Source organism: Microbulbifer sp. MKSA007 (genome assembly GCA_032615215.1).
Classification (GTDB): Bacteria; Pseudomonadota; Gammaproteobacteria; order Pseudomonadales; family Cellvibrionaceae; genus Microbulbifer.
The window spans coordinates 4,722,334-4,747,370 of record CP128433.1 but is presented as its reverse complement, the minus strand read 5'-3'; the positions used below and the strand labels follow the sequence as shown (position 1 = coordinate 4,747,370).

The 25,037-nt window shown below is 49.5% G+C and carries 25 protein-coding genes and 1 pseudogene; 18 read left to right on the top strand and 8 right to left on the bottom strand.

Annotated features, from left to right (window positions below; genetic code table 11):
* Window positions 1-94 precede the first annotated feature (94 nt).
* The 9 genes from QT397_24025 (at window position 95) to QT397_23985 (ending at window position 6,828) form a co-directional block, all read left to right on the top strand.
* A complete protein-coding gene (locus QT397_24025; protein WNZ55875.1) occupies window positions 95-988 on the top strand; it encodes a hypothetical protein in 894 nt (297 codons plus the stop codon).
* Between the two features lie 50 nt (window positions 989-1,038).
* Window positions 1,039-1,689, top strand: a complete 651-nt coding sequence (locus QT397_24020; GenBank protein ID WNZ55874.1) for an MBL fold metallo-hydrolase — start codon at window positions 1,039-1,041, stop codon at window positions 1,687-1,689.
* 55 nt (window positions 1,690-1,744) lie between these two features.
* On the top strand, window positions 1,745-2,359 hold the full coding sequence (locus QT397_24015; protein WNZ55873.1) for a DUF2799 domain-containing protein: 615 nt from the start codon (window positions 1,745-1,747) through the stop codon (window positions 2,357-2,359).
* Between the two features lie 82 nt (window positions 2,360-2,441).
* Complete coding sequence (locus QT397_24010) at window positions 2,442-2,870, top strand: hotdog fold thioesterase (GenBank protein WNZ55872.1); 429 nt, start codon at window positions 2,442-2,444, stop codon at window positions 2,868-2,870.
* A gap of 33 nt (window positions 2,871-2,903) precedes the next feature.
* Complete coding sequence (locus QT397_24005; protein ID WNZ55871.1) at window positions 2,904-3,611, top strand: SprT family zinc-dependent metalloprotease; 708 nt, start codon at window positions 2,904-2,906, stop codon at window positions 3,609-3,611.
* Between the two features lie 93 nt (window positions 3,612-3,704).
* On the top strand, window positions 3,705-5,015 hold the full coding sequence (gene rlmD, locus QT397_24000) for a 23S rRNA (uracil(1939)-C(5))-methyltransferase RlmD (protein ID WNZ55870.1): 1,311 nt from the start codon (window positions 3,705-3,707) through the stop codon (window positions 5,013-5,015).
* 61 nt (window positions 5,016-5,076) lie between these two features.
* Window positions 5,077-5,445 (top strand): DUF2750 domain-containing protein, encoded by a 369-nt coding sequence (locus tag QT397_23995; GenBank protein ID WNZ55869.1) that lies wholly within the window; start codon window positions 5,077-5,079, stop codon window positions 5,443-5,445.
* A gap of 55 nt (window positions 5,446-5,500) precedes the next feature.
* Window positions 5,501-5,875, top strand: coding sequence for a VOC family protein (locus QT397_23990; protein WNZ55868.1), 375 nt, complete (start codon window positions 5,501-5,503; stop codon window positions 5,873-5,875).
* 23 nt (window positions 5,876-5,898) lie between these two features.
* The gene (locus QT397_23985; protein WNZ55867.1) at window positions 5,899-6,828 is read left to right on the top strand and encodes an SDR family oxidoreductase; all 930 of its coding nucleotides are present in this window, start codon (window positions 5,899-5,901) and stop codon (window positions 6,826-6,828) included.
* Window positions 6,829-6,834: 6 nt separating this feature from the next.
* On the opposite strand, the gene mnmH is transcribed toward QT397_23985, so the two are convergent.
* The gene (gene mnmH, locus QT397_23980; GenBank protein ID WNZ55866.1) at window positions 6,835-7,938 is read right to left on the bottom strand and encodes a tRNA 2-selenouridine(34) synthase MnmH; all 1,104 of its coding nucleotides are present in this window, start codon (window positions 7,936-7,938) and stop codon (window positions 6,835-6,837) included.
* Window positions 7,939-8,289: 351 nt separating this feature from the next.
* Here mnmH and QT397_23975 point away from each other — a divergent pair, with 351 nt between their 5' ends.
* Window positions 8,290-8,880, top strand: coding sequence for a hypothetical protein (locus tag QT397_23975; GenBank protein ID WNZ55865.1), 591 nt, complete (start codon window positions 8,290-8,292; stop codon window positions 8,878-8,880).
* Window positions 8,881-9,008: 128 nt separating this feature from the next.
* Window positions 9,009-10,850 (top strand): SLC13 family permease, encoded by a 1,842-nt coding sequence (locus tag QT397_23970; GenBank protein WNZ55864.1) that lies wholly within the window; start codon window positions 9,009-9,011, stop codon window positions 10,848-10,850.
* 11 nt (window positions 10,851-10,861) lie between these two features.
* Here QT397_23970 and QT397_23965 read toward each other — a convergent pair whose 3' ends face one another.
* Window positions 10,862-11,308, bottom strand: a complete 447-nt coding sequence (locus tag QT397_23965) for a CBS domain-containing protein (protein WNZ55863.1) — start codon at window positions 11,306-11,308, stop codon at window positions 10,862-10,864.
* A 550-nt stretch (window positions 11,309-11,858) separates the two neighbouring features.
* Between QT397_23965 and QT397_23960 the strand changes: the two genes are divergently transcribed.
* On the top strand, window positions 11,859-12,335 hold the full coding sequence (locus QT397_23960) for a DNA binding protein (GenBank protein ID WNZ55862.1): 477 nt from the start codon (window positions 11,859-11,861) through the stop codon (window positions 12,333-12,335).
* A 169-nt stretch (window positions 12,336-12,504) separates the two neighbouring features.
* On the top strand, window positions 12,505-13,068 hold the full coding sequence (locus tag QT397_23955; GenBank protein ID WNZ55861.1) for a phosphoglycerate mutase family protein: 564 nt from the start codon (window positions 12,505-12,507) through the stop codon (window positions 13,066-13,068).
* Here the strand turns inward: QT397_23955 and cobB are convergent.
* The 6 genes and pseudogenes from cobB to QT397_23925 all read right to left on the bottom strand — a co-directional run bounded on the left by cobB (window position 13,065) and on the right by QT397_23925 (window position 17,765).
* Window positions 13,065-13,775, bottom strand: coding sequence for an NAD-dependent protein deacylase (cobB, locus tag QT397_23950; GenBank protein ID WNZ55860.1), 711 nt, complete (start codon window positions 13,773-13,775; stop codon window positions 13,065-13,067). The genes QT397_23955 and cobB overlap by 4 nt on opposite strands.
* Before the next feature lie 195 nt (window positions 13,776-13,970).
* Window positions 13,971-14,144: a hypothetical protein gene (locus QT397_23945; protein WNZ58616.1), complete on the bottom strand. Its 174-nt coding sequence runs from the start codon at window positions 14,142-14,144 to the stop codon at window positions 13,971-13,973.
* 177 nt (window positions 14,145-14,321) lie between these two features.
* Window positions 14,322-15,277 (bottom strand): annotated as a pseudogene (locus tag QT397_23940) (NAD(P)/FAD-dependent oxidoreductase).
* 207 nt (window positions 15,278-15,484) lie between these two features.
* Window positions 15,485-15,640: a hypothetical protein gene (locus QT397_23935; protein WNZ55859.1), complete on the bottom strand. Its 156-nt coding sequence runs from the start codon at window positions 15,638-15,640 to the stop codon at window positions 15,485-15,487.
* The gene (gene selD / locus QT397_23930) at window positions 15,625-16,563 is read right to left on the bottom strand and encodes a selenide, water dikinase SelD (GenBank protein WNZ58591.1); all 939 of its coding nucleotides are present in this window, start codon (window positions 16,561-16,563) and stop codon (window positions 15,625-15,627) included. The genes QT397_23935 and selD overlap by 16 nt, the downstream gene beginning before the upstream one ends.
* A gap of 245 nt (window positions 16,564-16,808) precedes the next feature.
* Window positions 16,809-17,765, bottom strand: coding sequence for an FAD-dependent oxidoreductase (locus QT397_23925; protein ID WNZ55858.1), 957 nt, complete (start codon window positions 17,763-17,765; stop codon window positions 16,809-16,811).
* Window positions 17,766-18,023: 258 nt separating this feature from the next.
* Here QT397_23925 and QT397_23920 point away from each other — a divergent pair, with 258 nt between their 5' ends.
* From QT397_23920 to QT397_23900, 5 genes are all read left to right on the top strand, one after another.
* Window positions 18,024-21,413 (top strand): hypothetical protein, encoded by a 3,390-nt coding sequence (locus QT397_23920; protein WNZ55857.1) that lies wholly within the window; start codon window positions 18,024-18,026, stop codon window positions 21,411-21,413.
* On the top strand, window positions 21,392-22,315 hold the full coding sequence (locus tag QT397_23915) for a hypothetical protein (GenBank protein ID WNZ55856.1): 924 nt from the start codon (window positions 21,392-21,394) through the stop codon (window positions 22,313-22,315). Before QT397_23920 ends, QT397_23915 begins: the two co-directional genes overlap by 22 nt.
* Window positions 22,312-23,220, top strand: a complete 909-nt coding sequence (locus tag QT397_23910; GenBank protein WNZ55855.1) for a hypothetical protein — start codon at window positions 22,312-22,314, stop codon at window positions 23,218-23,220. The genes QT397_23915 and QT397_23910 overlap by 4 nt, the downstream gene beginning before the upstream one ends.
* A gap of 798 nt (window positions 23,221-24,018) precedes the next feature.
* Window positions 24,019-24,426: a GFA family protein gene (locus QT397_23905; GenBank protein ID WNZ55854.1), complete on the top strand. Its 408-nt coding sequence runs from the start codon at window positions 24,019-24,021 to the stop codon at window positions 24,424-24,426.
* 292 nt (window positions 24,427-24,718) lie between these two features.
* Window positions 24,719-25,024, top strand: a complete 306-nt coding sequence (locus QT397_23900) for a hypothetical protein (protein WNZ55853.1) — start codon at window positions 24,719-24,721, stop codon at window positions 25,022-25,024.
* The last annotated feature ends 13 nt before the right edge of the window (window positions 25,025-25,037 follow it).

Below are 25,037 nucleotides of genomic sequence, written 5' to 3'. Positions count from 1 at the left end.
AGAATGCCCCTTGTGAGGGTTTTCATCAATGTTCATTCAATTAAAAAAGCCGAGCGCTGCGAAGGCGCCGATAGAATAATAAGAAGAGGAAGCCATGGCGGATATCGTAATCCTTGCTGCTGCGGGTATGGGGGCTGTGGATAACACGTTTGCAAAGCCACTGTTCTCGGCATTGGAAACCGAGCTTGGGGAGGAGTGGTCGCGTCTCTACTGCGCTGAATTACCCGGTCTGGAGCACTTCCAGAGCAATATCGAACGCACCTTTGAGAGTATGCAGAAACGCGAACTGGACTTCCTGCGTGCACGAAAATATTTACTCTTGGGGATGTCGCAGACAGCGGCGCAGTCCGGCAATGTGGATCGCCGGGATAGCAACTACGAAAAGACCCAGCGCGAGATTTATACGGCGCTGGCCAAGGCCGCTGATCAGGTTGATGAGCGGGCCCCAGTGATATTGATCAGCCATTCGGTGGGTTGTATCAACCTATCTAATTACCTCTGGGATGCCCAGCGCCCCAATGTCAGTTGCGGTGTTTGGCGTGATGGCGGTCCCGCAGGAGTACACAAAGGGTCGGCGCGTGAGAGGTTTTTGCGCCTCAAGACCCTGAGCCATTGGTACACCCTGGGGTCGACCATGCCCCTGTGGTGTTCCGATCGACCCAGGGAGCAAATTCAGGCGGTCACCTCCAATACCCGAGGATACAATTTTCGCTGGAAGAATTTTTATCACCCCAATGACCTGTTTGGCTGGCCCCTTAAACCCCTGAGCCCCTCCTATAACCAGGCGGTGTGCCGTGACTATGAGACTTGTTCGCTGAGCGATCACGGCGCTTTGGGTTCAGTGGCTTTTCCCTCGCCCCCTGAGGATTACTGGCGGAACCCGATAGTTGTTGAGCAGCTGATAGAGGATGTGCGCTCCCTGCTCAAGACGGTGAATAAGCCCGCTCATCGGCATCCACAACCCTCTCAGCAGGCTCTCGCGGTATAATCCCCAATTACCTCAACAGTCTCCTGTAAAAGATGAAGGGCCGCTTTCTTATGTCGCTGCAATATCACCTGGTTCCGGTTACTCCTTTCCAGCAAAACTGCTCGCTGCTGTGGTGTGAAGACAGTAAGCGCGCGGCTGTTGTCGACCCCGGTGGCGATCTCGATAAGATTCTGGCGGCGGTGGAGGAGCGCGGTCTCAAGCTGGAGAAAATCTTGCTGACCCACGGCCACCTGGACCATGTAGGCGGCACTGCGGCGTTGTCCAAGCAGCTCCTGCTGCCGATAGAAGGGCCGCATAAAGGCGATGATTTCTGGATTCAGCAGTTGCCCATGCAGGCGCAGATGTTTGGTTTCCCCGCTGTCGAAGTATTTACTCCAGACCGCTGGTTGGAGCAGGGAGATACGGTTACTGTAGGGGATCAGGAACTGGAGGTGCACCACTGCCCGGGCCATACCCCCGGCCATGTGATTTTCTTCCACCGCCCGAGCCAGTTGGCTCTGGTGGGAGATGTTTTGTTTGCCGGTTCGATCGGGCGCACAGATTTTCCCCAGGGAGACCACGATACCCTGGTTCGCTCTATCAAAGAGCGCCTATGGCCGCTGGGTGATGAGGTTCAATTTGTACCGGGGCATGGCCCCATGTCCACTTTTGGCCAGGAGCGCCAAACCAATCCTTTTGTCGCCGACAAGCGCTTTGGTTAAGTGATACCTGGATTCCAATAACAGGCGGGAAGTACAGCGCCGGGAGTCCCATTTTATGTTTGCAGGAAAAATACGTCTTTTTCTCGCCTTGCTGGTGCTGGGGTTAAGCGGCTGCGCAGTAATTTCCGAAGAGGAGTGCCGCGCGGGGCTCTGGTATGAGCGGGGCCTGCAAGACGGCGCTCGCGGTCGCTCACAGTCGCTGGTGTACGATATTGCCCAAGAGTGTGACAGCTACGATATGCATGTGGATAGCGATGCATGGCTGCAGGGCCATGAAGAGGGTGTAGAGACTTACTGCACTGCAGAAAATGGCTATCACCAGGGGCGTAGGGGACGGAATTACCAAGGGGTTTGCACTGGCCCTACTGCTGATTTGTTTTTACAGAATTACGAGCGCGGTCTCGCCGAATACCGTATAGAGCAGCATTACCAGCGCCTTTTGTGGCGTCGGGATAATTTAGAGCGCGAGTTGCTCTCCCTGCATTACGCCTATCGGAACACCGATAGTGAAGCCCAGGCCCAGGCATTGTACTTGCAGCGCAGCCGCCTTCGCTGGGAGCTGCGGATGTTGGATATGGAGTTGTTTCGTTATGGCTTGTTTGGCCCCACTCATTTAACGCCCGGCTATTATCCCCCTGGATTTTTTTCTGCCAGATTATTTTATTGGTAAGTAAAAAATTTATTGGTCCTAAATTGAAGTAAAGAAGTCCGGGTTAATGCCCCGGTATCACACGCACAAGAGATTTATTGTAATGGCAATTTGGCATTTAGATCCTTCACTGGAAGAACTGAACCAGGGAATATCCCAATGCATGCCCGGCTACCTGGGAATGGAAATTACGGAAATTGGCGATGATTACCTGGAAGGGACCTTGCCCGTAGACCATCGCACTCGCCAGCCCTTCGGTATTTTGCATGGTGGTGCCAATGTCGTATTGTCGGAGACACTGGGTTCCATAGGTGCCAACTTATTAGTGGATACCGATAAATTTTATTGTGTCGGTCAGGAAGTTAACGCCAATCATCTGCGCCCTGTCCCCGAGGGAGAGGTTCGAGGTCGTGCAAAACCCGTGCATATTGGGCGCAGCAGCCAGGTGTGGGAAATTCTGATCTATGCGCCCAATGGTAAACTCAGTTGTATTTCTCGCATTACCATGGCTGTTGTAGCTCATGGTGCCTAGTATTAGCTCCTGGGTTGCGAGTGGAGATCCCGCTTGAAACAGGCCCAGGATTTTATTTTTGAAGATATTCCCTATCGCTTGGTGCGCTCGAGCCGGCGCAAGCGACTGGGACTGGTACTGTCTTCCGGTGGTGTGGAAGTGCGAATTCCACAGCGCTGTGCAGCCCGTTATGGGCATGAATTCCTGCAGGAAAATATCCAGTGGGTGAGAGCGCAGTTACTCGCAGCCGACCGGCGCGCCGCGCAGGTGCCGCAATATCAGTACGCTTTTGGTGAGAGTTTTCCCTGGCTGGGACAGCAGCTTCCCTTACAGCGTGCAATGAGCAGTAAAAGTGCCGGTATTGGCGATGGTGCTATCAGGCTTTATACCCGCTATCGCCAGCCCGATAACACACAGCTGCAAACCGCTTTACAACGCCTTTACCAGCGGGAAGCATTGGCATTGTTAACGCAAAAATCCCATGTGTTGGCCGAGCAGCTGGGGTTAAGTATTTCATCAGTAAAAGTTCGTCGCACCAAAAGCAAGTGGGGTCACTGTAGTATCCGCGGTGAGCTGCAGTTTAACTGGCTTGTTTGTCTCGCTCCTGAGCCGGTGGTGGATTACCTGGTGGCTCACGAAGTCTGCCATTTGCAACACCATAACCACAGCCGCGCTTTCTGGGATTTAGTCCAAAGTGTGTGCCCCAGGTTTAAAGAGTTGCGCCGCTGGTTGCGCGATAACGGTCACCGTTTGACCCTGTAACTTTTTTCTATTCTTTAGTTGTACTGAATTCTCCCAATTAATTATGAGTAAGAAGCCCCGTTTTATTACTGGCCGCAAGCCGGTTAAAAAAACTTGCCGAGCCGCGCTGAAGCGACAATAGAAAAATTTAGTCACGATATGCGCGGTATTGCCCGGGTGGGTGGCAAAACGGTGTTTATTGATAGTGCCTTACCGGGAGAGCAGGTTAAATTCCGCTATACCGCACGGCGCGGCCGTTTTGATGAGGGAATTGTTGAGGGAATCCTATCGGCTTCAGCGGATCGGTGCGCGCCGCAGTGCGCCTATGTGGATTCATGTGGAGGCTGTTCGGTTCAGCACCTGGAGCCATCGGCACAAATTATTGAAAAGCAAAAAATTCTTTTGGATCAGTTGTCGCGCTTCGGTGGAATTGAACCCGAAGAAATACTGCCGCCGTTAACTGCTGATCCCTATGGTTATCGGCGCAAGGCCCGTATCGGCATTCGCAAATTAAAAAAGTCCCAGGGTGGCGAGCTGCTTTTTGGCTTTCGAAAAAAGCACAGCAATGATTTGGTAGATATTGATGAGTGCCCGGTACTACATACAAAAATTGCCGAACATTTAGGGTCGCTAAAAAAACTTGTTGGCGAAAGTGAAGGCCGGGCAAACTTTTCTCATCTGGAAGTGGCGGTTGGAGATGATGTGACAGCTCTGGTGCTCCGCCATTTAAAGCCCCTGTCAGATAAGGACTTGGCGCTCTGGTTAGCATTTGCTAAAAGCACTGGTATACACCTGTATATACAAGGTGGAAGTGATGCTTCACTGGAGAGAATCTGGCCGACAGAAGGAGCTGCTTATCTAAGTTATCAGTTGCCGGAATTTGACCTGACGCTGAGATTTAAACCGCAGGATTTTGTGCAGGTAAATTTTGCGATAAATCGGCAGATGGTGAGTCGAGCCGTTGAGTTACTCGATCCGCAACCCTCCGAGCGCGTATTGGATTTATTTTGCGGGTTAGGGAATTTTACCCTGCCATTGGCGCGTCGTGCAGCGGAAGTGATCGGGGTCGAAGGTGTCGGCGCTTTAACTCAACGGGGTGTGGACAATGCCGCTTTGAACCAATTACAAAATGTGCAATTTTATTCTGCCGACCTAAACGAAAAAATGGCAGGTGCGCCTTGGGCAGAAGCAGGTTTCGATAAAATCTTGTTGGACCCTCCGAGAGACGGCGCTCTGGAGGCTGTGCGCGGGTTGGCGCGATTTTCTGCCAGTAGGATCGTCTACGTCTCCTGTAACCCGGCCACCCTGGCTCGGGATGCCGGTGAATTGGTGAAGTTGGGGTACCGGTTGAGTAAGGCGGGTGTCATGGATATGTTTCCCCATACCGATCATGTTGAGTCGATGGCAGTATTCGACAGAATTTAGGGCCTATTGAGGCCGGGAAAACTAACGTAAACTGCGGTAAAACCGTTTAAGCGAAGTTGTTATGCAAAGCGAAACCCTAACCGATAATTTTGAAGATAATTGCGCGCGCTTTTTGCCTGAAGCTGTAGGCCAGGGCTGCGTCTGGGCCCTGCAGGGGGAGGAGGGCTTTGCACTTTGTGAGTCTGAAAAGCGGGCCGATACCGAGGTTATGCCCTTTTGGTCGCAAAGAGAATTTGCACAAGACCACTGCGAAGGAGACTGGGCTGACTATGAGGCAGTGGCAATTGACCTGGAAGAATTTATGGATGACTGGCTCACCGGCATGCATGAAGATGTCTTATTGGTGGGGATAAACTGGAACGCCGAACTGGAAGGGGTTGAGGTGGAGCCCCTGGACCTACTGGAGCAATTGGAGCAAGAGCTGCAATAAACTGCGCCAGAGTGCCCCACCCAGTGGATAAAAATTACTCAACGGGGTGTCTCAAATGGGGCAGATTCTTGGCTTGCGCAAAACAGTCTACGGAGTTGCCAACATTACCGAGGCTGTGGCCTGGTATACGCAGGTACTCGAACAGAAACCCAGCTATGAAAGCGATAGCTATGCGGCATTTAGTATTGGTGATTGCGAGCTCGGATTAAATGCCGATGCGCGCAGCGCGATCAGTCGGGCCGATGGTGTAGTTGCTTACTGGCAGGTTTTGGATTTGGCCGCGCAGATTGAGCGACTCGGTACTATGGGGGTGCGGCAGCACACGGATGTAGAGGAAGTTTCTGGACGTGTGCTGATGGCGAGCTTTCTCGACCCCTATGGCAATGTTTTCGGATTGATTGAGTACCTGCAAACGCCCATTGAGAGATAGGACCATTAAACGGAGCAGTTCCTGTGGATAAGCCGCCCATTTCCAGATTTCGTTCCCCCAATCGAAGTTTTGCTGCGGAAAGCCTTGCGCAAATTGGGCGGGGTTATGTGGTTCCGGATCGAGTGGCTTTAATTACCGGCTGCTCAAGCGGTATTGGGCGGGAACTGGCTTTGGCGCTACATCGCCGGGGAACCATAGTGATTGCCACGGCGCGCCGCCCGGAAAGTTTACAAGAGCTGGCGGACCTGGGAATTGCTACAGAGGCCTTGGATGTGAATTCCCAGGCGGATATCAATCGAGTGGTTCACGCAGTAAAAGCGGCATACGGGCGGCTCGATATTTTGATCAATAACGCTGGTTACGGTCAGATGGGGCCGTTGCTGGAACTGGACACGCGAGCACTGGAAAAGCAGTTCCGCACCAATGTATTTGCCCCTCTCGCTTTGATTAGGGCCTGTGTACCTTTAATGCGTTCGGAGCAGGGCGGAATTGTGTGTAATATCGGTTCGGTTTCCGGTGTAATGCCTACACCTTTCTCCGGTGCCTATTGTGCTTCTAAAGCGGCCCTACACTCCATTTCTGATGTTTTGCGACTCGAACTAAAACCCTTTGGCATTCGGGTAATGACGGTGCAACCCGGTGCGATCGCATCGGAATTTGGTCGCCACGCTGAGACATCCCTGCGCGGTCTTTTGCCGCCGGACTCCCTGTATAAACGGCAGGAAGAGGCGGTTAGGGCCCGAGCCCAGGAGTCCCAACAGAATGCTACATTGGCAAGCACACTGGCTAAAAAATTGGTGCGTGAGCTGCTGCGAAAACGCGCTCGTCCTTTGGTGCGTATTGGCAACCGCAGCAGCCTGTTGCCCTGGATGGCCCGCTGGCTGCCGCGCAGTTTTAGGGACTGGTTTTTAATGCGGAGATTTAAATTAAATCGCCTAGCTCACAAAAGCTGAGGATTGTTATTCTGGTTTTTGCAGTGAGTGGTTGGACTCCTTCAACCACTGTTGTACTTCGTTGTAGTTGCCTCGATACAGAATTTTCTGTTCCGATTTCTTCATAAGATGGTCGTAGCTGCCGTCATAGTATTCCCGCAACAGTGACACCACGATAGGGATGTACACATCACTATTATTCGTTCTCAGTAATTCTTGGTTAGCTGAAGCTAAGGCTTCGTTGAGCTGCTTGTAGCGCAGCCCTCCCAGGCGTTTACTGATTTTATTGAGATTGAGATGTAATTCTTCCCCCAAAGATTCAGCTGCTGATTTTTCACTGCTTTTAAAGCGCTCTAAGCCCTCGTGAACATAATCTTGCACAATGCGCTGTGCCCGTGTTTCCAATGGCTCCTCGACAAGAACCCGGGGAGCGGCCTTCATGGCGGTTTGCAATACTGGAGGAAGTGCGCAGCGTCCAATTAGACGGCTTTCATCTTCAATCGCAATAGCACCTGTCTGCAGGGAAAGCTTCAGCAGGTCGATACTGATCTGATTTTCAAAATCGATTTGTGAAGGTTGGCTACTACTGGTGCGTCCAAAGCTAGAACCTCGATGTTTTGCGATCCCCTCAAGGTCGATATACCGCCGCGCAGCCTGGATTAATTCTGTTTTGCCACTGCCGGTGTGACCAGCAACAACGATAAAGGGCAGCTGGGTACAATGCTTTTCCAGCTTGTTTAACAGGAACTGCCGCATGGCTTTATAGCCACCCTCTACTATCGGGTATTCAATATTATTCGAGCGTAGCAGTTTTTGTGTCATTCGGGAGCGTAAACCGCCTCGGAAACAATAGAGGTAACCTTGGGGTTGTTTACGTATAAATGCGCTCCATTGTGAAAGACATAAGCTTCGCACTTCATCTGTTGCTAAGCGCCAGCCAAGGTCAATTGCTGCTTGCTGGCCTTTGTTCTTGTACTCAGTCCCGATCAGTTCACGTTGGTGATTGTCAAGCAGGGGGTGGTTTCTTGCGGAAGGGAAAGCGCCGCGAACAAACTCAACTGGGGCGCGTACGTCCATCAGCGGAATATCATTCAGGAAGATGTCCGTGTAATTCGCAGTATCGGTCCGCAAGGTAGCACTCCTGCTTATTTAGAAAATAGGTGGTATTTGATTGTATCTCCATTTTCTTTCCAGGCCTATGGCAACTGAAGAAGCTACTTGTATATGCAATATATGATGTGCTTAGCGTTAGATGACAGTTTGATATTTACACCGGAAATTAATGCTCAGTATGAGAGAATACTTTTTTAATTTATTGCTCGATAGCTCAGTGTTTACATTTACTTTTTGAACCTAATGCGATTCCAGGTCACAGAAGGTAAATCTTAGCTTCCCTGAATTATTGCAGCGGATTTAAAAATCCTGGAAGCATTTGGATTACATTAGGGGCGGGTTGCTCCTGCATGTATAGAGGATAAAAACGTGGCTAAAAAATATATCTATATCCCGATAAATAGTGATGAAATGCAGGAATATGCGGAGGGGTTGGCGAAAGCCTGGGGCATACCGGTGAATCAAATCCTGGCCAATAAAGTAACCTCCGGTTTTGGAAAAGCCATGTATCGGTGGGTGAACCAGTGTTTGAGTAAGCTGAACCCTGCCGATACCCTTTACATCGTAACCCATGGCACGGGTGCCGGGGATGGACAATTTATTGGTGCTGAGCGCTCCACGAGTAACAACAAGCAGAAAAAAGTATATGTAAACGGCATGCCTAACTGGCAAGGAGGAGAGTGGAAAACCTACACGCCTCGACAGCTAGCAGATACCTTGGTTAAAGAGGGGCTTCCTGCTAATTTCGTTAATTTACATGTTTGTGCCTGTGGTTCCGGCTACGATGGAGAAAAGTTAAGACCTTGGGCTCAACGCTTGCGCCAGGCGATGGTTGGCACCTATAGAAATATTCAGGTCACTGGATATAGAGGTTGGTTCTCCTGCAGTACTGCCAGGGTTTGTATTAAAGTAGGTACTCAGTTTTATCCATTGGAAGAGCGGGCAGTTACTTTCTCCTGAATTTTGTACCCCTAATGTAGCTGGGGTTATGGCGTAGAAGTGCGCTCCATGTAATTTCCCGGGTATACCCTGAATAGATAGCTGAACAGAAATCTGAGCAGCTTTTATATTCAGGGATATCTTTCTCCATGACTGTTGACCAGTTACTAATCCTGATTATTTTAAGTGTCACTATAACCCTGTTTATATGGGGGCGGTGGCGCCACGATATGGTTGCTATAGCAGCCTTATTGACTTGTGTCTTTACCGGTCTGATTCCCCCGGAAAATGCTTTTATTGGTTTTGGCCATCCAGCGGTCGTGACTGTAGCTTGTGTGTTAATCCTGAGTCGCGGCTTACAAAATACCGGCGCAATGGATGCACTTGCACAACGAGTTGTCCGCAAAAGCGGGAGTATCTCAGTATCCATATTGTTACTCATTGGGCTCGGCGCGTTTTTATCTAGCTTTATGAATAATGTCGGCGCGTTGGCTTTATTAATGCCCGTGGCTGTGGATATGGCCGAGAAACAGAAAGTGGCACTGGGGAGGGTTTTAATGCCCCTGTCTTTTGCAACGATTCTGGGGGGAATGACCACACTGATAGGTACACCGCCAAACTTGGTCGTTTCCGGTTTTCGGGCGGATTCTGGCGCCGGTAGCTACGGTATGTTTGATTTCACCCCGGTGGGTCTGGCAGTTGCGATAGCCGGAGTTTTGTTTATTGCATTTGTTGGGTGGCGCTTGGTGCCTACGCGCAATCGAACGGGGGCCTCCTCCTTTGAAACTGGCACATATTTAACAGAAGCACTTGTTGAGGAAAAAAGTGTAGCTGCCGGTAAGAATCTACGTGAAATTTCCAAAATGCTGGGAACAGAAGATGCCCAAGTTGTGGGTGTCGTACACAATGATGCCAGGGTCTCTCCCGCGACTCCCTGGCATAAAGTAAATAGCGGTGACATTTTGGTCATTGAGGCGGAGCCGGAGAGCCTTGCCACCTGCTTGTCCAATCTCAGTTTGAAAACAGTGGGAGCCCTTGGGGCAGATTCATCGGGTAAGGCTCGACAATCGGGTAGCAATAACACCGAGAGTGATTCTCAGAATAAGACCCCAATAAAAGCACTGGCGGATCGTACCGAAATGCAGCTGCGGGAGTTGGTTGTCATGCCAGATTCCCCTTTAGTGGGACGCCCTATGAGGTTTTCACGCCTCGCAGCGAGATACCAGATTCACTTGCTAGCACTCTCGCGCCAGGGGCGCCGCTCGGTGCGCCGGTTGCGTTCGACACCATTACTGGCCGGTGATGCTCTGTTAATGATGGGGGCCGATGAAAACCTAAACAGCTTTGCTAGGGAAAAGGGCTGTGTGCCTTTGGCCTCAAGGGATATTAGCATTCCCAACAAGGAGAAGGCGGCCATTGCCCTATTGGCTATGGTGCTTGGTGTCGCTGGTGCAGCGTTCGGCTTATTACCGGCAGCAATCTCGTTCGCCACTTGTGTATTGGCTTTTATGGCGTTGAAGATAGTGCCGTTGCGAAATGTTTATGACTCTATCGACGGGTCCGTCGTCGTGCTATTGGGGACTTTGATTGCTGTTGCTGATGTGATGGAGTCAACGGGAGCTGCAGACTTGGTCGCTCAGGTTTTGTTGGATGTTCTGGCTCAGGGCAGTGCTGTTTTGGCCCTGGGGCTGATCCTGGTGGTTACTATGACGCTGTCTGATTTTATGAATAATGTCGCCACTGCGGCAGTGATGTGTTCAATTGCCATGAGTACTGCAGAACAACTGGCGGTGAATCCAGATAGCTTCCTGATGGCTGTCGCAATTGGAGCCTCTTGCGCATTTCTAACACCGGTTGGGCACCAAAATAACACCTTAATTTTGGGGCCGGGAGGGTTTGAATTTGGTGATTACTGGAAAATGGGGCTGCCACTAGAATTGTTGGTACTGGTTGTGAGTATCCCCATGTTGCTTTGGGTTTGGCCCCTGTAATCGCAGTGAGCTCAAGCAATAGAATCGTCTACCGGCTGGGCCAACTCCGCCATAAACCTGCTACAAAAGCGCAAAATATCAGTCACAGTTACAATTCCAACCAGCTCGCCTTCCCGCATAACCAGTACCGAGCCAATGCCTGTATCCGCCATAGCTAAGAGAATTTTATCTAACGGGTCGTGGATATCTGCAATAAAGGGACGTCTGGCACATAGGTCATGTACATAAAGTTGCTGCTCTTCTAAACGGTGTCCCGGTGCATTGGCTCTTTCGATATCCCCTCGGGAAATGACCGTCTCCAAGTCGCCTGCACGTGTTACCGGCAGGTGGCGTACTTTGTGCTCCTCCATCATTGCCAGAGCATCCTCTACCGTGGCATTGATATCGATATGGTAGGGAAATGGCGTCATCAGAGCGGCCAAAGTCGGTATATGGTGGATATTATTGTGAGTGGACATAGTATGATCTGGGTATCCAATTGTATTTGGCAATATGCTCGATTACCGTTACACAGCGACTAATTTGCAATTGACGACTGCAGCTACAATATAGCTAATTGCGCTCCCTAGGGATATCCTTTTAAGATTGCAGATATGGCCGCCTTTGTTACACTTTTTAGCCCTTATTTTGAATTATTCCTATTATATTCAAAGGTAGGGACACAAATGGTTGATATTTGCCGGTGAAAGATTATTATTCGCGACCTCAGTCGAAAAATATAATCAGTGATTCGGAGTGTTTGCCGAACCGAGCTGAAATCGGCTAGTTTTTAATAATGTATTTGCCGAATATACCTAACACCAGAACTACACGATGTGTAGTGGTATCTACTCATGTATATCGGGCAATTCATAATATGCCGGACTAAACATCACTAAATTGCTTGCCATTGGCCAGCCATGGTGTTTGTTGATTTTTTACACGGTATATCCGAAATAACAATCTGTGTCGCCCTGCGCCACAGATATATCTCTGTGTTTTTTAATAACCGTCGTTGAGGTTTATTGAATGTTTCAGGAATACGAACAACTTGAACAACAAATCGCCGAACATCAGGCAAGAATCGAAGAGTTACAAGAGCAAATGGCTCAGGCTGAACGCAAGAAAGATGGCGTAATTGCCTATGATAAAGCACTGGTAAACCTTGCTGCTGAATACCACATGGATGAAGAGGAGTTCTTCGTTGCCCGTGGCCAGCAAATCGTTGAGTGGTTGGTAGCACAGCTGGGTGATGAAGATCCTGCAGACTACGTACAAACCCTGAAGGCTCGCGTTGCCCGTCACCTCAAGAAGGAAGGTGACAGCCCCCGTCGCGGCCGTCGTGCAGCACCGGCAGCAAAGGCAGCAGAGCCCAAGCTGGAAACTGGTCACTATCGCAACCCGTATACCGGCGCTACTGTTGAAAAGAAAAAGCGTAATCCTAAGGCCCTGAGCCAGTGGATTGATGAGTACGGCCTGGATACCGTAAAAGAGTGGAAAATCTAATTCTGGATGACCACTAATTTGATGCCGGATATCCGGCATCAAATATTTTTTCAAAAATCGTTCGATTTTAATTCATCGCATTATTTGGCATTTTCGCCGCATCCTCTCTTTACTTACCTTATTATATTCAGCATATGTCTGCCCCGTTATTTACCTGGGAGTTTATACTGTGCTTTCAAGACTTAAGTCGTTTATTTTCTGTACACTTTTTGTTCTGGTTGGGGCTTCAAATTGGGTTTTAGCCGACTCTTCTGAGTCTCAGGTTATTTACTTAATACGCCATGCAGAAAAAGAGAAAGGGCCCGGGGTGGGTCGCGACCCTCATTTGACTGAGGTGGGCCAGCAGCGTGCTCGGCAACTCGCCTATATTCTTGGGGGAGTGGGTATAGATGCTATCTATAGCACTGACTACAACCGCACCCGGGAAACGGTTGAGCCTCTGTCAAAAGAGCTGGGGCTTGAAGTGGAAATTTATAACCCCAGAGATTTAAAAGAATTTGCTAACTCTTTGCAGCAGGCAGGAAATCGGATTTTAGTGGTTGGGCACAGCAATACCACTCCAAAACTGGCGGAATTGCTCGGCGGTGAAAAAGGGCGACCCATTCGAGAGGCCAGTGAGTTTGACCGACTCTATATCCTGGTGCGTGATAATGAGGGGGTAACCACTTTGATACAGCGCTATGGCCCGATGAAATCCTCGCAGACAGAAAATGCAGTTTCAGAGTCATCTTAATTAATAATTTCTTTTATAAAAGTATCGACTACCTGTGACGCCAGTCGGTGGCGGTGTTCCTTGAAGGCATCGCCGACACTACTGCGCTCCAGGTTCAACTCTATGGTGTGAGCTCCAGCCTGATTGGCACATTCGACAAATCCCGCTGCTGGGTAGACGTTTCCAGATGTGCCAATGCTGATAAATAGGTCGCAATCGGACAACGCCTGATAGATAGTTTCCATTTCCAGAGGCATTTCTCCAAACCAGACCACATGGGGGCGAAGGTTTCCCGCCTGCTGACAGCAACTACAGGTATCAGCTATCGAAAGATCCGAATTGAGGGGATATAGTTTCCCGCTCCGGCTGCATCGTGCTTTTAGTAGCTCTCCATGCATATGAATTAGCTGGTCACTGCCCGCGCGCTCATGTAAGTTGTCAATATTTTGTGTAACCAGTAAGTAATCCCCTTGGAATTTCTGTTCCAGTTCGGCCAGGGCGAGATCGGCAGGGTTGGGATGGATGTCTGCAGATAGCAGCTGCTGGCGGCGTTCATTGTAAAATCTATGTACCAGTGCCGGATTGCGATCAAATGCCTCTGGCGTTGCGACATCTTCCAGGCGATGGTTTTCCCACAGGCCATCGGCACCGCGAAAAGTACCTATGCCAGATTCAGCTGAAATTCCTGCGCCGGTAAGTACAACGATTTTTTGATACTGTTTTTTCATTTTATATTTTCAAACAAGGGCTTTGCCTGGATCTACAGAGGAACTCGCATTCAGTTCAGAGGTCTTAATTAATGGGCTGGTGTGACTCATAATGTTACCGCCCTGGCACTTCCATGTGCAGGGTTTATTGGTAGCACTATTAGTTAATTTTACACTAACTGTCTAATATCCCCTTAGCTCCATGGGATCGATACTTTAGTGCATCTTGAGCTTCGGCTTCACAAACCGGTTCGCCTGCCCGATTAGGTAGAGCAGCATAGCTCTCGGCCAGCCGTGGATTGCCGCCAAGTGCATACGGTAGAGTGAGCGATAGGCAAGGCCAGCAAGGCGTCCTTCTACGGTAAGACTGCCTTTAACCAACGCCCCCATCAGGTTGCCAACGGCAGTGTATTGACTGAGGGATACCAGAGAGCCTCGATCGCGATAATAAAAATGGTGCAAAGGTCTATCTTCAAATAGGGCAATAATATTGTCGCCAACCAGGGTAGCCATTTGCTGTGCTGCCTGGGCGCGCGGAGGCACTCGCTGGTGATTGCCGTCAATGCAACTGGCGCAGTCCCCCATGGCAAAAATCTTTGCGTCAGTTTGGGTCTGCAAGGTAGTTTCCACTTCGATTTGATTGAGTCGGTTGGTACTGAGGCCATCCAGTTGAGTGAGAAATTTCGGAGCCTTGACGCCGGCAGCCCACACTCGGATTGCGGCTGGAATTTCCTTGCCACAAGACGTGGTGAGTCCGCTCTCTGTTGCAGCTGAAATATGATGGCCGGTAAGAATATTAACCCCCATCTTGGCCAGCTCGCGTTCAGCATTATTTCCAATTCGTTTTGGTAGTGCTGGGAGTAGGTGCTCACCCCTTCTATCAAGGTGATTTCCATCGCATTGGGACGAATGCGTCCATAGTTGCCAACCAACTTTACGGCATCTACTAGTTCTGCCGAGAGTTCTACACCCGTTGCCCCGCCACCAACGATCGCTACTTGCAATTTATCGTCAACACGGGTTTCTAAACGGAGGAAACGGTTGAGAAGGTTTTGGTGAAATTTTTGTGCTTCATAACTGCTATCCAGGAAAATACAATTTTCCCTGACGCCGGGAATATGAAAGTCGTTACTATGCCCGCCGATACACAGCACCAAATAATCGTATTCCAATTCCCTCGCGGGTACTAACTCGCTACCGTCCTCATCATTAACGGGTCCGAGCTCAACTACCTGTCGTTCACGATCCAGAGACTGCAGGCTACCCAACTGAAATTCATAGCCGTGAATGCGGGCATGCACCTGATAATTCAGTGCATCCATATTGGCATCCAATGCGCCGGAGGCAACCTGGTGTAGCAGTGGTTTCCACAGGTGGGTGCGATTTCGATCAACCAGAGTAACTTGTGCAGCGGGGGACTTGCGGCGGCGCTTAAAGAAAGGGGTAAAAGAAAAATATTGACCGAGCCGTGTAGCCAAATGCAGGCCGCTGGCACCGCCGCCAATAATGACGATCTTTTTCATAGGGGTCTTCCTGTCGATTGCTAAAAGCTGACTCCCCAATCTGTGAAGACCTTTTTTGGTATCGGGAAATATGTCACCGAGGTTTTTTCTAGCGCCAGTATGTCGCGCTGAAAGACAGATGACAAGTTAACAGAGTCGGTGAAGGCCTCTCTCAATAGAAATCATACAAAGCTCATAACCGGTTGTTGTTCCGGTTTCGCAAAATCCTTAAACCTGGCCTGGTACAGTCTCGTTGTCCTGTGAAATTAGCGCTCGCCAGTCTGCTGACCTGCGCAAGTGTACGCTCACTTCTGGATTCTGTGAGTCCGTCACTACACCGATAATTGACGCCTGGGTGTAACCGCGCTCTAGCAGTGCGCCCACGCAGGCTTCGGCTTGGTCAATAGGAACAGCAGCGAGGAGCCCCCGCAAGTCTGTGGATCGGTAATCAATGACCACTGTGGCAATGGCTGCCACTCCTGGGGGTTTTCTACAAAGGCGTAGGCATTGGCATTTTGCGGTTGCAGGCTGGATAGCCATCCGCGCTCGATACAAGTGGCGGCGCCGGAGATTAGCGGTAGATTCTCAGCGATCAGTGTCGCGCTTAACCCTTCAGGGCCGAGCATTTCCAATAGGTGGCCCAACAGGCCAAAGCCCGTGACATCTGTCAGCGCATTGGCGTTATGGCGGGCAAATATCTCTGCGGCGTCGGCATTGCTATGCAACATGGTTTCCAGTGCCTGCTGCAACCATAGGCCTTTAGCCTCTCCCGCGCCCTCTGCTGCCAGGATAGTGCCTACTCCCAATGGCTTGCTCAGGATCAAGCAGTCTCCCCCGCGGGCCCCCGTTTTTTCCAGAAGTTGCTCCCGCTCGGAAAATCCATTGACGGTTAGGCCCATTAGCATTTCAGAACCTTCGGCGGTATGCCCGCCAGATAGGACACAGTGGTGCCGGTTCAGCTCGTGGATGGCTCCCGCAAGCAACTGCTGTAGGTCTCGCCGGGTAATTTCCTCTGCAGCCGTAGGTAGGGTTGCAAGGATTTGTGCGGTGGCGGGTCGAGCATTCATAGCAAATAGGTCGGATAGGGCGTGCAGAGCCGCCAGGCGACCAAATATCCACGGATCATCTACAGGTGCACGCAGTTGGTCGGAGCTCTGCACTAATAAATGATTAGCCGGCAGGTCCATAACTGCGGCATCATCACCGACGCCCTTTAACAGGTATTCCGAATGCTGATCCGGAAGGGTCGCCAGCGTGCGGCGCAGGATGTCGGCTCCAACTTTTGCGCCACAGCCATTACAGCGCATAGGAGATAGTGAAGAGCCTGAGCGCTGGTCGACGATGTCTTTGGTTTTGGCAGTGTGATCAGCCATGTCCATTGGCAGCTCACTGAAGCGTCGCATAAATGTGTGGTCGATAGAGTCTTTCCATCGCCACATCAGACCGCTTGCAGCGGCGAAGCCATTTCGAACTGCCACAGCCCGCTTGCCACCACAGGAGAGCAGGCTGAGAAAATCTTTTTGTGGCCGGTATTGTTTTAAGCGGCGTCCGGTCAGGGAGGCGCGCAGATTGTGAAATAGAACAGGCCCCTGGCGAACGGCGTAAACCCCAGCCTTGGGTAGAGGTTCTGGAGCGAAACTGGCCACATCACCAGCTGCAAAAACGTCTTCCCGCCCCTGGGCGCGGAGTGTTTGATCCACCACCACAAAGCCTTTGTCATCGAGGGACAGGCCCGAGTTGGCCAGCCAGGGGGAGCACAGGCATTGGTGGTGAGTATTACCTGATCGAGGGGCAGGCAGTCACCACTCCCATTAACGACACCCTGTTCGGTAATTTCATTAACGGTCCAGTTATGGTGTAACTGAACCCCTAGCTCTTGCATCTCCTTTGAGATTAATTTGCGCGCTCTGATTGGATAGCCCTGGGGAATTGCGGCGGCACCATGAATCAGGTGAACCTCTACCTGCTTTTTCTTAACGGCATCTTGTAGAGCGTGCGCCATTGCCATCGACAGCTCGCAACCTCCGGCACCGCCGCCGACAACTCCCAAGCGGAAGGGCGAGGTGTTTTCACCAACCTGTTTTTGCAGCTTTTGCCAGAAACGGTAGAAATGCCCGATAGGCTTTACCGGGATTGCCAATTCGGAGCCCGGTAACTCGCGGGCGGGAGTCGCACCGACATCCAAAGAGAGCAGGTCGTACTCTACGGGAGGTCTACCCAATAGGGATACGGTGCGATTATCGATGTCAATTTCGTGTGCACAGGCCTGTATAAAGCGGGCACCAGCGGCCCGGCAGAGTCTGGCAAGATCTATATGAGTGTCTTCCAGGGAGTAATGGCCTGCAACCATTCCGGGCAACATACCGGAGTAGGCGGTTTGCACTTGGGGAGAGACCAGGGTCAGACGCGCGCCTGGCAGAGGGTTCATGGCCCACATTTGCAGCACAATAGCATGGCTATGGCCGCCGCCGACCAAAAGGATGTCCTGGTAGTTTGGATGCTCCTGCATGTCTACTCACTGGCTGGGTAACAGAAAAAATGAGAGGCGGTAAGGATACTGGCTTCCCAAACTTCCGCGCCGCGCAAATACACCCCTGGATAAATAGTAGACAGTTCGCATTTGACTGCGAGCGAATGGACGACGCAGCTGCTTATTATCGCGAATAGCAGCGCCAAGGCAAAAAAATCCCCAGGTGCTGGTCTTTACTGTATGGGCCTAATTGCAGTTGTAATCTGCATAAAATTCATTTTCTGGCGCTTAATTCTAATGCCCCCAGAGCCCGCTTCTCAGAATGCCTTTTTCCGCCGCTTAATCTGGTGGCTGCTAGCTGGGCTATTGCTGGTGGAAGTTCTTCACTGGTGGGCAGCAAACTGGGTGCGGGTAAAAGCTGGCGACTGGATGGAGGAGCGAGGCCTTGAATTCCATGTGGATCATTTGCGCGTATCGCTGCTGGATCTAAGTGTTATAGCGATTGATGTAAAAGCTGAGAATCGCGAAGGGCGGGGATTCTCTGCTCATGAGGTAATGCTCGATTACAGCTGGTGGCAATTGTTATGGGGGCGAGCTCATTTACCCAAGGCATCGGTGAGCGGTGCCTATATGGACCTGCAGTCTTACCCGGGTGAACTGTACCGGGAGTGGGAGGTGGGTGGCTGGAATCTTGGAGGCGGAGCGCGACAGGATCGCGATTTCAGGCTGCTTATCGGTCGCGCCCAGATACGAGACAGCGAACTTTGCTACCTGCACAAGCCTATTTGGAGCCAAGCCACCTGCGCAGCCATCGGCAAACTCCAAACCGATAAATTCACGCTGGCATTATGGCGTAAAGGTGATGTTCCCCTGAACGTAGATATTGCTATTGGGGATTTACAGGTCGGTGATTTATTGGCCTGGGAGAGAGGTAAATCACGATACAACACGGTGATAGGCAGTTTGGAAGGAACTCAGGTCAATTTTTCCTGGCCGAGCCTCAATACAGATCTTAACAAGTTTACTGCGAAATACTTTATAGGATGCCCGCCACAGCGTTGGGCCGATGCAATAGCAGGGCTGCAAAGCCTGATTGGACATTGCGCCTCCGCCCGCCGGCTTGCCGCAGCAGGTGATATGAAATTCGGGTTTGGCCGCAAGGCTCGTGCCCAGTGGCGGCAGCTCAATGGTGAGAGTGTTGTACTGAGGCACAGTGATCGCCTTTGGCAGGATTGGCGGGCCGGGGTTATTAGCATCAGTGAGTTTAATTTTGAGCGCCCGAAAAAGCGTTTGGGATGGAGGCGAGGCTTTGCCCAGGCATTTGATTGGTGTCCACGACATCTGCGTAACGCCAATTCCCACCTGTGTCTGCGAGCGGCTAATTTAGACCTGCCGGAAAAAACGGTTTTCGACTGGAACGATCGCTTAAAAATAAATACAGGGGCCAGTTCAATTAATCGGGGCTACCTCTTGGATATGGCTCGATCTACCAGCCATCCCATCAGGGCTAATAATGGTGTATTTGGTCCTCTTCAGTTTCATGCCAAAACGCGAATATTATCTTTTGCCCATCTTGCGATAGAAACAGCCAATGGGTGTGTACCGGGCGGTCTGTGGAAGAAGCCCGATCACTGTGTCTCTATGGTTGGTCTCAAAAGTACAGAGGAATTTGCCTTTCAGTTCGGCTCTGCTGAACACAATATTGATTGGGGGCTTTCCAGCGGTCCTCTGCAATTGGCTCAATTTTCAATAGGTGCCAGAGGTCGTCCCAGAGCTAAACTACAGGACCTACGCTGGCGGGTTATTGATACAATAGGTCGTAACGGCCCGCTATCTGCTCAGGACTTTTTTATCCAGTCACTATCAGGGTGTTTGCCGCAGGACTTTCTCCCCTCGGATTGGCAGCCTTTATGCGCACGTTTGAACAGCTTTTCAGGGCAGGGACATTTTGCCTGGCAGGGAGGTGAAGATGGCTATGCCATTTTGGGAAAACTGCGCCTTCACCGATTACTTCTAAATGATTCCGCTGGTGCAGGAAATGGCTTAGTGATACAGCAGTTTGAAAGTGGCGATAGCTTATTTAAAAGAAAGGTTACAAATAATCCTTGGGTGGCGACCAGTCAGTTACCGGGTATTCCTCAAGAAGTTGGTGATGATAATTACGGCACCGAAAAAGGAAGACTGGATCAACAAAATATTGATGCGGATAAAAATCCTGACGACTTAGGGCTGGCCACCATAGAAAACCCAAACCTGGAAATTAAAAAACTTGTTTTGAAGAAACTGGCTGGCTGTCTCACTGAAGGTTGGAAAAGGTTATTTTATCGCGCCAATAAAAACCACGAAAATCTGCCAGTTTGCTTTGATATCCGCTCATTAGAGCAAAGGGAGCCACTCTTTATATCTTGGCAGCAGGGGATAGATCTCTTTGTAAAAAAAATCTCCGTGGTTAGTGCTGAAGCGAAGACAAAAGGGGGCAGAAAATTATTTGACTTAAAAAAGATAGATCTACCCCTTGCCAGGCTAAGGCATAGACGTACACCAGACTCTGAATCTTATATCGCTTTGCCCGGTGCAAATGCTGAGCAGTTGAGTGGCTGCTTTCCCGGCGGTAGGCAAGTGAGTTCACTAAATATTCACTGTGTAGATGTTGAGCGCCTTTCACTGGGAGATTACTCCTTCGTTTATTTCAGCCAACGCAATCTAATTGCCAATATGGATGACTCAGCAATTCAATCCGTGCAGCTGAAAAACCTGTCTGGCGAGAATGTCTTCGACCTTGGGCGTGTACTTATACCAAAGCTAGAGTTGCTATGGTCCCGGGAAAAACCTACCCAGTCAAAAATTGCATTGCAGGATGTTGTTGCTGACAGAGTAACCTTGTGTATTCCCTGGCTAGCGAAGACTAATAAATCGATACCGACCTGTGTATTTGGGCAAGACATCCATTCGGTAGGGCAAAGCGGTTGGTCGATCGAAGAAGTGGAATTTAAGGAGGACTTCGAAACTGTACCCATGTTGCAACTGGGGCGAGTATTCACGAAGAGAACGTCATTTTCCCCCAATACTCTCGATTTTTATGGACTCAATATCGATGATGTTCTGCTTTGTGGGTTGAGGTCTTATTCTTCTGAAAATAATGAAGATATGGGTCTTGCCGATTGCATTGAGACCCCACAAATAAGCTTTAGTGATTCTTGGGCAAAATTGGGTATAGATTCCGGCGCCCCCCGCTTGGATTTAGGACCGTTAAAGAGTAAGCCTATCGCGTTTTGGCAAAAGGGTAGCGGCTATTTAGAAGCCGGTGTGCAGAGCTTGAGTTGGAGTCGATTTATCTGGGATAGCGGTGCAGAGTTCTCAGTGTCGAATCTAAGCTTGCAGAATATCCGGGTGTGTACGCGGGATACGGGGCTTGCAGTAACTGTGGATAAGCTGAGTCGGGCCAGGGCAGGTGACTCCCACCATTGTTTTGGGGTTGATAAATTATCCATGTCGGGATTACAGAAAATCAAATTGTCACACCCCTGGTCAGTTCAAGGTTCTGTAGAATTGGTTGGGTTATCAATACCCAGGAAAAATTTGGGCCCGCTGAAAATACCAAAATTTGAAATTGATAATATCTCCTTGCAAGGGGAATCTTTGGCGAAAGCCTCTGGTGCGAGGGGATGTATGCCAGGGGGCTATTAAAAGATGAAAAGATTGCGCCCTGTTATGAATTTGGGGCCTTTAGTATTGGCAAGGCAGAAGGTATTACTGGCACTGGCGGTAGGCAGCTTATCCTTTCTGGGATAAAAATAAGTAATGTACAGTTGCATGAGCAAAATTTCCCACAGGAATTGCCACTTAAACTTTTATCGGTATCCGGTATGGGGGCCGGGCACTTAAATATCAGTCGGCAGGGAGTTGACTTCAAGGATTTACAGTTTAAGGAAATTGCAGGATGTTTTCCCAGTGGTTATCTGGATCAGGGAGATCATTGCTTCAGCTTCTCGAGTTTAATGTTGGAGGGAAACTACCGCCGTGGTCAGGGGGCAGAACTTGCTGTTGTGAGGGTCAATGGCATCACTTTGCTTTCACCTTCTGGGGAAGAGTTAGTGCACGGTGAGAGCATAACCTTGTCGCATTTGCTCTTTACCGATACCGAATGGCGCTTTGCCAGTGGTGAGGCAACTCACTTTCATTTTTTTGAGAGAAACCCGGACAGTTTGGATTTTGATCGCCATAGATGGATGGCTGATTTTAAGTCCCTGTGGGTTGAAGGTTTGAGCTATTACCGTCCTAAGAAAACACTCACTATAGGTTTTATCGACTTTCTGCGCCCTCGATTTATTCTCTTAAGGGATTTATCAGGGAAGTTTCCGGTAGCCCGAAAAATTAATGAACTGCGAGGATTTGGTGGTATTGACACATTTGTTTTCAGGGAGAAGGGCAGCCCACCGCTACTATATCATCTAGGTGATCTATATCTAAAACACGGCACTTTTAGTTGGGTAGACTATCAAGATGAATTCAGGGCCCGCTTACCGGTCCGGGATATCAACTTTAATCTCAGTGATTTAAGTAACTTGGCCGAACACCCCCTGCGGTGATTGTTGTTAATGGAAGGCCTGGCGGATTTGGTGAGGTTCAGATAGGGGGAACTGTAGATTACTTGGGAGATAAAAAGTGGAATGCTGATCTTACCGGATATCTCACCAGCGTAAATTTGATACCTGCTACGCCTTATATGGCCAAGTTGTTAGGTTACAAAATCCTTCAAGGGCAGGGAGATGCGGTAGTTAATATTCGGGTATTTGAAAATGAACTCGATGGCTTTGCCGATATACGACTGGAAAAACTAAAAGTTCGCCGGGTGCGGAAAGATGATCAGCTACCGGTGAAGTCCACGCTGATTCCCTTGAATATTGCTCTATGGTTGCTAAAAGACGGGCGGGGGGATATCAAGTTTGGCATGCCTGTTAGCGGCAATATTCGCGATCCCAAGTTCTCCTTCAGTTTTGTATTTAGTGAGTTGCTACAAAAGGCAATTATAGATGCCTTGATAAGCTATTTGACTCCCTATGGCGTTTATTTGTTGGCACGTTATGCCTGGGGGCGTTTCAGGGCGAAATCATTTGCGTCTATTGACTTTGAGCCTGGAAGTGCAAAATTAACTAATTTAGCACTGACACAACTACAGCGTATGGTCTTTGTTTTACTTAAGAACCCTGACGCACGGCCAGGAGTATGCGGCATCTCTAATGCCCGGGACTGGCAAGCCCTGTACCCCTATTCCATGGCAGGTATGAGCAGAAGCGGAAGATCCCAGGTTGCTTTTTACCAAAACCCATCTCTGGAACTTCGTGAAGAACTTGAAAATTTGGCAATGGAGCGAAGCCGAAATGTCGAAAAGTATTTGATTGATGCGGGAATAGAGGCTTCAGAATTAATCCCTTGCGCACCTGACTATATTGGTAAGGATTTTGGTGATCCAAGGGTGGAATTTTCGAATTAAGTAAGCATGTAACATTAATATCTATATAAATAATGGTACAAATTTCCGTCGTCCCTTCCTGCCTTACAGCTTGTGGTAGCTTCGTATCGCTATAGGTTTGTTATTTGTAGGGTGAAAGTTGGGACCTTTTTACAGGTTGTTGTGGGGTTAAGTAGTCTCCAGGTCTGCCTTTAGATTAACGTAATTTTCAAATTAATTTGAATTATGGCTTGCAAGTTGCTTCCTTGATGCGGTCGTAGAATTCCGGCATAGTGAGTCTGACATTCAATATATCAGAAAATTTTCTCCTAACATTGTGTGTATTTTTAAGTTCTGAATACTCATTAGGGCTGCATATGAAAAAAATACTAATTATGCTTGTTTTTTTATTCGCCCCCTTCTCTCCGCAGAGCAGGCGAAGGTAGAGCGGCAACCCCTAAAAACCATGTCCACTTGTTTGATTATGAATGGTTGGAGTGCTTGGGGTATATGGCAGTATGATGTTTATGCGCTTGCCCGAGATAAGGTCCTTATAGGGAGTAAAGAAAATCACTTTTTAATTTCTTCTGTGGATGCTGGGTATTCTCATGTTATCAACGGAAAAACTGTGGCTTATTATCCCGAGGCTAAATCTCTAAATGAGCTAGGTGAAGCTTGCCAGGAAAATTGCCCGGTTAATTATGAGAAGCGGGTCAGCTGGTTTCAGCGACGCTGCAAGGAATATTGATAAAAGTTAGTTTGTAGTTTTATTTGTGAAAGGTTTCACAAATATTTGATTCTATTCGTTTCCTGATATAAGTAATAGCAAGGTAAAACAATATGACTCAAGTGCACGGAAGTTGCCTCTGTGGTTCAGTGACAATTAGCGCATCTTTGCCCTCTTCAAATCTGGGGGTTTGCCACTGCGGTATGTGCAAAAAATGGGGCGGTGGTCCTCTGTTGGCAGTGGATTGTCAAACCAGTGTTGAGATTACCGGTGAGGAACATGTCAGTGTATTTGATTCATCAATTTGGGCTGAACGGGGTTTTTGTTCAAAGTGCGGTTCACACCTCTTTTATCGCTTAAAGGAAACTTCCCAGTACTCAGTACCTGCGGGGATCTTTGATCTTCCGGCCGAGACAACAATGACCCATCAAATCTTTATCGATGAAAAGCCGGATTACTACGAATTTGCCAACGATACCCAGAAGATCACGGGGCTGGAGATAGTTACTGAGTACTCATGATAGTGAGTGCTCGCTATCTCTATGGGTATCTTTTAGTCAAGACGGAATATGCGCCCGGGATTCACTTTAGGGTTACTATAGCGTCCTAGGGCTGTATCGCCGCTTCCCTCAATGGTGATTTCAGCTTAGATGGGTACCAAAAGGGTCATCTGCATGGGTTTTGCTCACTGCGGCGGCTCTTTTAGCATCTTTGCGTTGGTATCCGGATGTCTCGTTCTGGAAGCACCTAATCTTTTAAGGTGCCGAGAGCATTAAGATGTAATCGGAAGGTAATACGGACTGGCTAAATTCCATGACTGAAACCCAAATTGTAGAAATTTTCCTGGCCAACCAATGGTGGTCCATCCTGGCGTTGGTGGTAATTGTAATTGGCGTAACTTTATGCTGGTTTGGTGGCCTGATGGCTGCGTTGACGGCTTTGGGTAACAAGCGCTGGGTTTGGGGGATTGTAACGATCGTCCTCGGGCCGATTACCGGCATTCCCTATGCATTGCGTTACAAAGAGGCGGAATATGCCCGATCGCTGATGCTGCGGGGTGTATGGGCCTTGCTGGTAGGTCTGATTATCGCCGGGGCTATATTATTCTTTGGCCGTTAAAGGTTAATAGAGC

Bases quoted from the DNA above. Each gene is read 5' to 3' on its own strand.
- QT397_24025 (WNZ55875.1), top strand. From the start codon at position 95: ATGGCGGATATCGTAATCCTTGCTGCTGCGGGTATGGGGGCTGTGGAT.
- QT397_24020 (WNZ55874.1), top strand. From the start codon at position 1,039: ATGTCGCTGCAATATCACCTGGTTCCGGTTACTCCTTTCCAGCAAAAC.
- QT397_24015 (WNZ55873.1), top strand. From the start codon at position 1,745: ATGTTTGCAGGAAAAATACGTCTTTTTCTCGCCTTGCTGGTGCTGGGG.
- QT397_24010 (WNZ55872.1), top strand. From the start codon at position 2,442: ATGGCAATTTGGCATTTAGATCCTTCACTGGAAGAACTGAACCAGGGA.
- QT397_23995 (WNZ55869.1), top strand. From the start codon at position 5,077: ATGCAAAGCGAAACCCTAACCGATAATTTTGAAGATAATTGCGCGCGC.
- QT397_23990 (WNZ55868.1), top strand. From the start codon at position 5,501: ATGGGGCAGATTCTTGGCTTGCGCAAAACAGTCTACGGAGTTGCCAAC.
- QT397_23970 (WNZ55864.1), top strand. From the start codon at position 9,009: ATGACTGTTGACCAGTTACTAATCCTGATTATTTTAAGTGTCACTATA.
- QT397_23965 (WNZ55863.1), bottom strand. From the start codon at position 11,308: ATGTCCACTCACAATAATATCCACCATATACCGACTTTGGCCGCTCTG.
- QT397_23960 (WNZ55862.1), top strand. From the start codon at position 11,859: ATGTTTCAGGAATACGAACAACTTGAACAACAAATCGCCGAACATCAG.
- cobB (WNZ55860.1), bottom strand. From the start codon at position 13,775: ATGAAAAAACAGTATCAAAAAATCGTTGTACTTACCGGCGCAGGAATT.
- QT397_23945 (WNZ58616.1), bottom strand. From the start codon at position 14,144: ATGGGGGCGTTGGTTAAAGGCAGTCTTACCGTAGAAGGACGCCTTGCT.
- selD (WNZ58591.1), bottom strand. From the start codon at position 16,563: ATGCGCTGTAATGGCTGTGGCGCAAAAGTTGGAGCCGACATCCTGCGC.
- QT397_23925 (WNZ55858.1), bottom strand. From the start codon at position 17,765: ATGCAGGAGCATCCAAACTACCAGGACATCCTTTTGGTCGGCGGCGGC.
- QT397_23920 (WNZ55857.1), top strand. From the start codon at position 18,024: ATGCCCCCAGAGCCCGCTTCTCAGAATGCCTTTTTCCGCCGCTTAATC.
- QT397_23915 (WNZ55856.1), top strand. From the start codon at position 21,392: ATGTATGCCAGGGGGCTATTAAAAGATGAAAAGATTGCGCCCTGTTAT.
- QT397_23905 (WNZ55854.1), top strand. From the start codon at position 24,019: ATGACTCAAGTGCACGGAAGTTGCCTCTGTGGTTCAGTGACAATTAGC.
- QT397_23900 (WNZ55853.1), top strand. From the start codon at position 24,719: ATGACTGAAACCCAAATTGTAGAAATTTTCCTGGCCAACCAATGGTGG.